This window comes from Intrasporangium sp., assembly GCF_035280925.1.
GTDB lineage: Bacteria > Actinomycetota > Actinomycetes > Actinomycetales > Dermatophilaceae > Intrasporangium.
The window spans coordinates 1-9,610 of the sequence record NZ_DATEEY010000209.1; the positions used below are offsets into that span (position 1 = coordinate 1).

Sequence of the window (9,610 nt, forward strand, 5' to 3'; positions counted from 1 at the left end):
CGTCCTGCGCACTCGACGCGGAGGGCGGCGGCGCGACGTCCTGCGCACTCGACGCGGAGGGCGGCGGCGCGACCTCCTGCGCACTCGACGCGGAGGGCGGCGGCGCGACGTCGTGCGCACGCGACGGGGAGGGCGGCGCGACGTCCTGCGCACGCGACGCGGAGGGCGGCGGCACGTCAACGCTCGACGGTTCGGTGGGGGCTGGGACGGGGGGCGCGATCGGGGCCGAGCCCAGCGGCATACGGCCCGATGGCGCTGGTGCAGGAGACCCGCCACCGCCGCTCGGGACCCCGCCGACCTCGAGACGGCGCTCCAGCCGGTCGAGGCGGGCAGCGTAGCCCTGCTCACCCGACGCGGCGGGCAGGAGGATGCGCGCACAGATCAGCTCGAGCTGCATCCGTGGCGCGGTGGCGCCCGTCATCTCGGTGAGCCCCGTGTTGACGATGTCCGCCGCCCGCGAGAGCGCCCCCGGACCGAAGGCCGCCTGCTGGACCCGCATCCGCTCGAGCTGGTCCTCCGGCACCCCGCGCAGCACCTGGCCCGGCTCGGACACCGCCGCGACGATGATGAGGTCGCGGAGCCGCTCGAGCAGGTCCTCGATGAATCGCCTTGGGTCGTGGCCGGACTCGATGACCTTGTCGACCTGGCGGAAGGTCGCGGCGCCATCGCCCGCGGCCAGGGCGTCGATGGTGGCGTCGAGCAGCTCGCCGTCGGTGAACCCGAGCAGGGACACGGCACTCTCGTAGGTCAGCCCCTCGGGGCCGGAACCGGCGATGAGCTGGTCGAGCACGGACAGCGAGTCACGGACCGACCCTCCGCCAGCCCGCACGACGAACGAGAGCACGCCGGGCGCGACGGACACTCCCTCTTGCTCGAGGAGGCGCTCCATGTAGGCCGTGAGCTTGGCCGGCGGGACGAGCCGGAACGGGTAGTGGTGCGTCCTCGAGCGGATCGTGCCGATGACCTTCTCCGGCTCGGTCGTCGCGAAGACGAACTTCACGTGCTCGGGCGGCTCCTCGACGATCTTGAGCAGGGCGTTGAAGCCCTGCGGCGTCACCATGTGCGCCTCGTCGATGATGTAGATCTTGTAGCGGCTCTGCGCGGGACCGTAGGACGCCCGCTCACGCAGGTCACGCGCGTCGTCGACGCCGCCGTGGCTCGCCGCGTCGATCTCGATGACGTCGACGCTGCCCGGACCGCCGCGAGCGAGGGCGACGCAGGACTCGCACTCACCGCACGGCTCCGGGGTCGGGCCCTGCTCACAGTTGAGGCACCGGGCCAGGATGCGGGCGCTCGTCGTCTTGCCGCAGCCGCGCGGCCCGCTGAACAGGTACGCGTGCCCCACTCGCCCGGTGCGCAGCGCCTGCATGAGCGGCTCCGTCACGTGCTCCTGCCCGATGACATCGGCGAAGCGCTCGGGCCGGTAGCGACGATAGAGGGCGGTGGCCATGCACGAACCCTAACCGCCACCCCCGACGATGACGTATGCGCTCAGGCCCGCTGTGGACGTCGCCCGTTGGGTGCCCGCCGCGCTCTGCAAGGATGGGCATTCGCGCCCGCTACGACGCCCCCCAGGAGTCCCATGTCGCCCCGCATCCTCTACCGCCGGATCGCCCTCGCCGAGGTGGTCTCCTGGGCGCTCCTGCTCACCGGGATGTTCCTCAAGTACGTGACGAGGACGACCGGGTTGGGGGTCACCGTCTTCGGCATGGTGCACGGTGTCGTCTTCATCGCGTTCTGCCTCGTCACCGTCCTGCTCTGGGTCAACCAGCGGTGGACCGTCCGCGAGGGCCTGCTCGGCCTCGCGAGCGCCGTCCCGCCCTTCCTCACCGTGTGGTGGGAGCGCCGGCTCGACCGGGCCGGCCGCCTCGACGGGGGCTGGCGCCTCGGTCGTGACGGGGAGGCTCCGACCAGCCCGGCCGAGCGACTCGTCGCGGCACTGCTCGCTCGCCCGGCCGTCGCCGTCGCGGTCGGGCTCGTCGCCGTCGCCGGGCTGACGGGCGTCGCCCTCCTGGTCGGCCCCCCGGTCGGCACCGACGGCTGACGCGCCTCGCCGCTCGCCCTAGAGTCCGGTGGGTGAGCGACCTGCGTATCCGAGACGTGTCCGAGGCCGACCTGCCGTCGGCGCTCGTCATCCGAACCCGCTCCTTCGGTCCCCTCGGACCCGGCGGGCGAGCCTGGTGGGACCGCGTGGCCAAGGAGGTCATCCCCGGCCGCATGCTCGCCGTCGTCGACGAGAACGACACGCTCCTCGCGACGGGGCGAGCCCGCCCCTATGAGCAGGTGTGGGGCGGCCGGCACCTGCGGATGGGCGGCATCGCGGGCGTCTACGCCGAGCCCAGCGCCCGCGGGCGCGGGGTGGCCACGCTGCTCATGCGCGGCCTCGTCGAACGCATGGGCCAGCTGGGAGACGTCGTCTCCTGCCTCTTCCCCACGGCGCCGGAGCTCTACCGCAGCGTCGGCTACGAGGTCGGTGGCGTCCAACCCCGTTATTCGTATGCCGCTCACGACGTCCGCGCGGCCCGTTCCCGAAGTGGTGGGCTGCGTCCCAGACCCGCGGGTCCCGGTGACGCCGAGCTGATCCGCTCCCTCATGCAGGGTCACCAGGAGCGCCACGCCCTCAGCGGCCCGATGCTGCCGACCGTCGCGACCTGGCGAGAGCACCTCGAGGACGAGGAGCTGATCAACTACGTCCTCGACGAGGGCCGTGGACGGCGCGGCTTCGTGTCGTACTCGCTCGCCGAGGAGGTGCTCACGGTCGAGGAGCTCGTCGGCGAGTCGGCGGAGGTGGCCGCCGCCCTGTGGGCCGTCGTCGGATCCGGGTCCTCGGCCGCGCCGACCGTGCGCAGCTACCTCGACCCACGGGACCCGGGCCGGCTGCTCTTCGGCGCGATGCCTGAGGTGGACGTGCGCGAACACGTCTGGATGCTGCGCGTCGTGGACCTGCCCGGCGCGATGGCGGCCCGGGGCTTCTCGCCACACGTCACGGCGTCGGCCGAGATCACCCTGGCCGACCCGGAGGTTCCGGCGAACTCTGGTCACTGGGAGATCTCCGTCGCAGCGGGCGCCGGAAGGGCCCGATTGTTGTCCACTCGATCGGAGGGGGATGCGGGCCCAGCCCCGATCGAGAGTGCAGCTTCGGGGCGAGCGAGCACAGCGGCATACGGACTGGGAGATGAGCCGACCCGGCTGGGACCGCGCGGGATGGCGGGCCTCTGGTGCGGCTGGACCATGTCGCGGCTCCGAGCAGCCGGGCTGGCGAGCGGTGGCGCGCCCGAGTCGGACCGGGCGCTCGATGCGATGTTCGCCTGCACACCCTTCATGACGGAGTACTTCTGACGACCCCGCCCGCCGCCACCCCGCGCCAGCTGTTGCGGGTCAGGAGCGGTTGGGTCAGGCGCGGGTGGGCTCGCGGACGGCGGGGAGCGCCACGATCGCCACGGCCGCCATGCCGCCGACGACAAGGAGCGACCGCAGGATCCCGACGTGGTCGCCGAGGAGACCGAGCAGGGGTGGCCCCGCGATGAACGCCGTGTAGCCGATCGTCGACACGACGCTCATCCGTGCCGGCGCGCGACGCGGTTCGTCTGCGGCGGCGCTCATGCCGACGGGGAAGCCGAGGCTGGCGCCGACGCCCCAGACGGCCGCACCGACGAAGGCGAGGGCCGGGCCGCCGAAGACGACGAGGATGCTGCCGGCCACCGCGGCGACCAACAGCACGCGGAGCACGGGCAGGCGACCGTGCCGATCGAGCAGGCGCGTGCCGAGGATCCGGCCGGTCGTCATGGCGCTGAGGAAGACGGCGAAGCCGAGCACTCCGGCCCAGCGCGGCAGGTCGTAGCCGTCGGAGAGCGCGACCCCGATCCAGTCGTTGGCGGTTCCCTCGGTGAAGGCGGCTGCGAACACCACGACCCCGATGAGGAGCGTCCGCGGCTCGCGCCAGGCGGATGCGATGCCGGCCTTGGCGCGGCCCGGCCCGGAGTCGTCAGCCGCCCCGTCCTCGGCGCCGCGTGGGAGGAACGCGCGCAGGAACCACGGCGTGACGACGAGCAGCAGGACGGCCGTGGCGACGAAGTGGCTGAGGACACTGACGTGCAGGAACGAGAGCCCCGCACCCGCCAGGGCCGAGACGACCGTCCCACCGCTGAACGCCGCATGGAAGCGCGGCATGATCGAGCGCGACAGGTGCCGCTCGACCGAGGCGCCCTCGAGGTTCATGGCCACGTCGAACACCCCGCTGCCGAAGCCGACGAGGAGCAGGCCCGCCATGGCGACGCCACGACTGCCCAGCGTCGTCACGGCCAGGCCGACGACGACCAGGCCGAGGACCTGGACCGCGGCAGCGCCGAGCGTCGCCCTGGCGGCGCCGAAGCGGTGCACGAACCAGCCCGACAGGGGCAGGCCGATGACCGCCCCGATCGAGAGCGCGAAGAGGGTGAGCCCGAGCTCCCCCGCGGTGAGACCGAGCTCGTGCTTGATGTCCGGCACCCGCGAGGCGAGCGCCGCGAAGGCTGCCCCGTTGACCGCGAAAGCGGTGAAGACGGCGTTGCGCGCGGTTCGGACGGCGGGCCGCGGTGGTGCGATGACGGACATGGGCCGAGCCTCTCGGGGCGGTCAGGTGCAACGGGCCTCGGAACGAGGCGTCGAATCGATTCGATCGAATCGATTCGAGTAGGATGCCGCGCATGGTGAGCCCTGGTCAAGCGGATACCCCGCGTCGCGGACGCCGACCGCAGCGGCCCACCCTGCGCGACGTCGCGACGCGCGCCGGTGTCTCGGTCTCCACGGCCTCGATCGTCTTCAGCGGCAAGGGCCCGGTGGCGGCGGCGACCGCGGAGCGGGTGCGCGCCGTGGCGGCCGAGATGGGCTTCGCCGGCCCGAACCCGCTCGCCTCCTCGCTGCGACAGGGTCGCGCCGGCGTCGTCGGGGTCGTGGTCGAGGGGCGCGTCCGGATCGCCTTCCGGGATCCCTTCGCGATCTCCATCCTCGACGGCCTCGCGGAGGAGCTCGACGCGATCCCGACCGGTCTGTTGCTGCTCGGCCAGCCCGCGGACGACGAGGAGAACCTCCTGCCCCTCATCGCCGGTCTCGCGCTCGATGCCGTCGTCTTCTCGCTCTGCGGGCCGGAGTCGTCACCCCTGGTCCACCATCTCGCCGCGCGTGGCATCCCGATGTTCGGCACTGGGGTCCCGGACGACAAGCGCGTGACCCAGGTGCGCATCGACGAGCGTGCGGCAGGAGGCGAGATCGCCCGCTACGTCAGACGTCTCGGGCACCGCCGTGTCGCGCACGTGGCGATGTCGCTAACCGCCGGGTCGACGGCCGGTCCGGTCATCCCGGACGACCTCACGGGCGACACCTACCTGTCGTCCCGCGGTCGCCTCGAAGGCTTCCGCGACGTCTTCGGGGCGCGGGCCGTGGCGGTCCAGACCGGGGACGGCTCGTCCGTCGAGGGCGGCATCATCGCCGGCCGCGCAGTGCTGGACCGTCCCGTGGAGCAGCGCCCCACCGCCGTGGTCGCCCAGTCGGACGTCATCGCAGCGGGCGTGATCATCGCCGCGGAGGAGCTCGGCCTCCGAGTGCCGGACGACCTGTCGGTCACCGGCTTCGACGGCCTGGACCTGCCCTGGCTGCCCCACCGGCTGACGACGATGGACCAGCACGGCCACGACAAGGGCCGGCTCCTCGGCACCCTGGTGCGCCGGACCCTCGAGGGCCAGCGCCCACGAGGCGTCACCCAACCCGTCCACCTGCGCGAGGGCACGACCACCGCCCCACCGCGCTGAGCGGCATACGCATCGGGCGCGTCGGCTGGGACAGCACGGAACGAGGACACCCCGCGTACCTGGAAGAGCCCTCCTACCCTTGCTGCATTCCTGCCCTGGGGGAGTTCGGAGAGGTACCACCACGCGGGGTGCCGACGGTCAGTGTATGCCGCCGGGCTCGTCAAGCTGAAATGCGGGCTTGCCCGGTCCGGTGTCGCGATTTTTCCCGCGGGGTCAGGCTCCGGTACCCTGCCCGACGGAGGATTCGCATAGTGGCCTAGTGCGCACGATTGGAAATCGTGTTGGGATAAAACCCTCGGGGGTTCAAATCCCCCATCCTCCGCCAACCGAAAGGACCCCGCGTCGCCGGGGTCCTTTCGTCGTGCCCTCGGGCTCAGTGGTGGAGCGCGCGGTGGAAGCGCAGGGCCGTCTCGATGAGCTCCCGGGCCACGGCCACCTGCTCCGCGATGGACGCATCGGCCGCCAGCCTGAAGTCGGGGCTCATCGACCGCTTGCCCAGGGCCTTGCGGATCCGTCGCGACTCCCGTGGGGTGAGCTCGTAGAACCGGGCCTGAGCGGACAGCTCGTGGAGGATGTCGGCCAGGTGCTCGCGTCCGAGTCCGCTGCCGGTCGCTGCCTGCTCAAGGGCGACATCGAGCCACTCCTCGTCGTCGACGTGGCTGTGCACGAAGGCGTCCGTCACCTCGTCGTGCAGGAACATGTGTGCCGCCCACGGCCCGTGGTGGAGCAGTTCCCGCTCGTCGTACGGATACGCGCAGGCCCGCTCGAGGTACCGCTCGGCCTTGGCCTCGTCGCCCGTCTCCAGGGCCCGCGCGGCCTTCTCGACGAGGTTGCCAGCGGCCTCCAGGTGCGCACCGCCCAAGTCGTTGAGCAGCCGCCCGGAGGCGACCGCAGCACGGCCCAGCGCTCGGTCATGCGGGTTCAACAACAGGTCCCCGTCAGTCACTCGACGAACATAGGACATGGCGGCACGTACGCGTCCGGGCGACACGTCATGAGATTCCTTTGTCGTCCAGACTGCGCGGCTGACAGCATCTGGGCATGACCCTCGCCGCGCTCGTGCACCGCAGCGTGCTCAAGGAGACCGACCTCTCGCCAGACGAGCTCCGCGCCCTGCTCGACCTGGCTGCTGAGCTCAAGGCCGCCAAGCGGGAGGGCCGCGAGGAGCGGCGCCTCACCGGCAAGAACATCGCCCTGCTCTTCGAGAAGACCTCGACCCGGACTCGCTGTGCCTTCGAGGTCGCAGCCGCGGACCAGGGCGCCTCCACCACCTACCTCGACCCGGCCGGGTCGCAGATGGGGCACAAGGAGTCGATCAAGGACACCGCACGGGTGCTCGGCCGCTACTACGACGGCATCGAGTACCGCGGTGCCGGGCACGCCGTCATCGAGACCCTCGCGGCATGGGCCGGCGTGCCGGTCTGGAACGGCCTCACCGACGACTGGCACCCGACCCAGGCCCTCTGTGACGCAATGACGATGCGAGAACATGCCAAGCCCGGAACCGACCTGACGGAGATCGCCTTCGCCTACGTCGGCGATGCGCGGTTCAACATGGGCAACTCCCTGCTCATGACCGGCGCGATGCTCGGCATGGACGTGCGCATCGTCGCTCCCCGCTCGCTGTGGCCCTCCGATTCGGTTGTGACACAAGCCAAGAGGTATGCCGCTGAGTCAGGTTCCCGGGTGACGCTCACCGAGCACGTGGCTGAGGGGGTCAGGGGCGTCGACTTCGTCCACACCGACGTCTGGGTGTCGATGGGTGAGCCGAAAGAGGTCTGGGCCGACCGCATCGAGCTGCTCTCGCCGTACCAGGTCAACGCCGAGCTGCTCCAGCTGACGGGCAACCCGCAGGTCCGGTTCATGCACTGCCTGCCCGCCTTCCATGACCTCGAGACGCAGGTCGGGCGCGACGTGCACCAGCAGTTCGGCCTGAAGGAGCTCGAGGTCACCGACGACGTCTTCGAGTCGCAGGCCTCCATCGTCTTCGACCAGGCCGAGAACCGGCTGCACACGATCAAGGCCCTGCTCGTCGCCACGCTCGCCCAGCTCTGATGCCGGGTGCCGGCCCATCGGCAAACGACAGCCATCCGCTCAGTCGAGTGTGCAGTTCGCGCCGCGGACTGCACACTCGACGAGGGCTGGGCCGGGCGCGGACTGCACACTCGACGAGGGCTGGGCCGGGGGCGCACTGCACACTCGACGAGGAGCCAGCCCAGCGGCATACGGCAGGATGGCGCGGGGTCAGCCCTCGACCGTGATGGTCGGGCACGGCGGCAGCGTCGCGGCTTGGGTCGTCGGGGTCGGCACCGGCCCGAACCCCTTCCACGTGGTCCCCAGGGCGAGGTCGATCGCGTCGCCCTTGCGCTTGTCCAGGACCAGCTTCGCGCCCGTGATGTGCTGGGCGAGCAGCTTGGCCGACTCCTCCCCCTCCGGGCCGTAGCGGATGTGCGCGACGTCCTTGATCGTCTTGTCCTTGGGGTCGTTGGCAACGGCTGCGATCTTGAAGCCGCGCTGGGCGGCAGCCTTGGAGGTGGACAGCGCGAGGCCGCGGCGGCTGGTCGCGTTGTAGACGTTGATCGACACATCGGCGGGCTTGAGCGCCGGCGTTGCCAGAACGGTCGTGCACGGCCCGGGTTGCGGCGTGGTCTCACGGAAGTACGAGGAGGCGTAGTAGAAGGCGCCGGCCAGAGCCAGGATCACCACGGTGATCGTCACGGTGGCCCGGCGCCGGCGACGCGCGTGGAACTCCAGAGCTTCGTCCTCATCGACCAGGCTCATGGGTCTCCTCTACCCCGACGTGGGCGCTCCCTGCTCCGGTCGGGAGGGAGCCCGTGTCAGGAGAGTACGAGGACGCGGGCGTGGAGAACAGGCCTTTGCGCCAGTGCGGCGCGGAGGGCCCGGTGCAGGCCGTCCTCGAGGTAGAGCTGCCCCTCCCACTCGACGCAGTGCGGGAAGAGGTCGCCGAAGAAGGTCGAGTCGTCGGCGAGCAGGCCCCTCAGGTCGAGCGTGCTCTTGGTCGTGATGAGCTCACCGAGCTGGACGACGCGCGGCGGGACGTTGGACCAGTCCTTGGCCGAGACGAGCCCGTGGTCGGGATAGGGGCGGGTATCGCCGACGGCCTTGAAAATCACCCGGCCACTATAGGCCCGGTCCGGGCAGAGGGGGGCCCCTGGACCGGGCCGTCGCGGCCCTCACGGCCCGGTCGCGTGGCTAGAGTGCCACACGTGACCGACGCACCTGCTGACGCGACCCAGCTCGACGAGATCCGCTCCGGATACGCCTTCCACGGGGGTGTGCTCAAGCTCGGCGCCGCGGTGGTCGACGGCGACGCGCACCCCGATGCCCCCGTGCAGGTGCCCCTCACCGTGCTCAACCGGCACGGCCTGGTCGCCGGTGCCACGGGCACGGGCAAGACGAAGACGCTGCAGCTCATGGCGGAGCAGCTGTCCGACCAGGGAGTGCCGGTCTTCCTCGCGGACATCAAGGGCGACCTGTCCGGGCTCGCCAGCCCCGGTGAGGCAGGGGACAAGATCACCGAGCGTGCAACGTCGGTTGGCATGCCGTGGGAGGCCCGGGGCTACCCCACGGAGTTCTTCTCGCTCGGTGGCATGGGTAGCGGCATCCCCGTGCGCGCGACGATCACCTCGTTCGGGCCGGTGCTCCTGGCGAAGGTCCTCGGGCTGAACGCAACCCAGGAGAGCAGCCTCGGGCTGGTCTTCCACTACGCCGACAAGAACGGCCTCGCGCTGCTCGACCTCAAGGACCTCCGCGCCGTGATCACCCACCTGACCTCCGACGAGGGCAAGGCGGACCTCAAGGCG

Annotated in this window: 10 protein-coding genes, 1 tRNA gene and 1 other RNA gene; 6 read left to right on the forward strand and 6 right to left on the reverse strand. The window is 71.3% G+C overall.

All coding sequences use genetic code 11. The annotated features are described in order from the left end of the window. The coding region (locus tag VJN29_RS18850; protein ID WP_324145181.1) for a DNA polymerase III subunit gamma and tau at positions 1–1,450 on the reverse strand (1,450 nt) is incomplete at its 3' end. A 132-nt stretch (positions 1,451–1,582) separates the two neighbouring features. Here VJN29_RS18850 and VJN29_RS18855 point away from each other — a divergent pair. Both VJN29_RS18855 and VJN29_RS18860 read left to right on the forward strand, forming a co-directional pair. Beyond that, entirely contained in the window at positions 1,583–2,044 is a 462-nt protein-coding gene (locus tag VJN29_RS18855) for a DUF3817 domain-containing protein (RefSeq protein ID WP_324145182.1), read from the forward strand. Between the two features lie 32 nt (positions 2,045–2,076). Beyond that, the gene (locus VJN29_RS18860) at positions 2,077–3,339 is read left to right on the forward strand and encodes a GNAT family N-acetyltransferase (RefSeq protein WP_324145183.1); all 1,263 of its coding nucleotides are present in this window, start codon (positions 2,077–2,079) and stop codon (positions 3,337–3,339) included. A gap of 54 nt (positions 3,340–3,393) precedes the next feature. Here the strand turns inward: VJN29_RS18860 and VJN29_RS18865 are convergent, their stop codons facing one another. Beyond that, positions 3,394–4,593: an MFS transporter gene (locus VJN29_RS18865; RefSeq protein WP_324145184.1), complete on the reverse strand. Its 1,200-nt coding sequence runs from the start codon at positions 4,591–4,593 to the stop codon at positions 3,394–3,396. Positions 4,594–4,685: 92 nt separating this feature from the next. Between VJN29_RS18865 and VJN29_RS18870 the strand changes: the two genes are divergently transcribed. After that, the gene (locus VJN29_RS18870) at positions 4,686–5,786 is read left to right on the forward strand and encodes a substrate-binding domain-containing protein (protein ID WP_324145185.1); all 1,101 of its coding nucleotides are present in this window, start codon (positions 4,686–4,688) and stop codon (positions 5,784–5,786) included. Positions 5,787–5,825: 39 nt separating this feature from the next. Here VJN29_RS18870 and ffs read toward each other — a convergent pair. Next, positions 5,826–5,922: signal recognition particle sRNA small type (gene ffs, locus VJN29_RS18875), an RNA gene on the reverse strand. 101 nt (positions 5,923–6,023) lie between these two features. On the opposite strand from ffs, the gene VJN29_RS18880 reads away from it, so the two are divergent. Beyond that, positions 6,024–6,111, forward strand: a tRNA-Ser gene (locus VJN29_RS18880). Between the two features lie 48 nt (positions 6,112–6,159). Here the strand turns inward: VJN29_RS18880 and VJN29_RS18885 are convergent. After that, positions 6,160–6,732: a hypothetical protein gene (locus tag VJN29_RS18885; RefSeq protein WP_324145186.1), complete on the reverse strand. Its 573-nt coding sequence runs from the start codon at positions 6,730–6,732 to the stop codon at positions 6,160–6,162. Positions 6,733–6,827: 95 nt separating this feature from the next. Here VJN29_RS18885 and argF point away from each other — a divergent pair, with 95 nt between their 5' ends. Beyond that, positions 6,828–7,841: an ornithine carbamoyltransferase gene (argF, locus tag VJN29_RS18890; RefSeq protein ID WP_324145187.1), complete on the forward strand. Its 1,014-nt coding sequence runs from the start codon at positions 6,828–6,830 to the stop codon at positions 7,839–7,841. A gap of 189 nt (positions 7,842–8,030) precedes the next feature. Here argF and VJN29_RS18895 read toward each other — a convergent pair whose 3' ends face one another. Both VJN29_RS18895 and VJN29_RS18900 read right to left on the reverse strand, forming a co-directional pair. After that, positions 8,031–8,567, reverse strand: coding sequence for a LytR C-terminal domain-containing protein (locus VJN29_RS18895; protein ID WP_324145188.1), 537 nt, complete (start codon positions 8,565–8,567; stop codon positions 8,031–8,033). A 56-nt stretch (positions 8,568–8,623) separates the two neighbouring features. Further along, on the reverse strand, positions 8,624–8,920 hold the full coding sequence (locus tag VJN29_RS18900) for a type II toxin-antitoxin system VapB family antitoxin (RefSeq protein ID WP_324145189.1): 297 nt from the start codon (positions 8,918–8,920) through the stop codon (positions 8,624–8,626). Positions 8,921–9,013: 93 nt separating this feature from the next. Here VJN29_RS18900 and VJN29_RS18905 point away from each other — a divergent pair. Next, on the forward strand, positions 9,014–9,610 hold a 597-nt coding region (locus VJN29_RS18905), incomplete at its 3' end, for a helicase HerA-like domain-containing protein (RefSeq protein WP_324145190.1).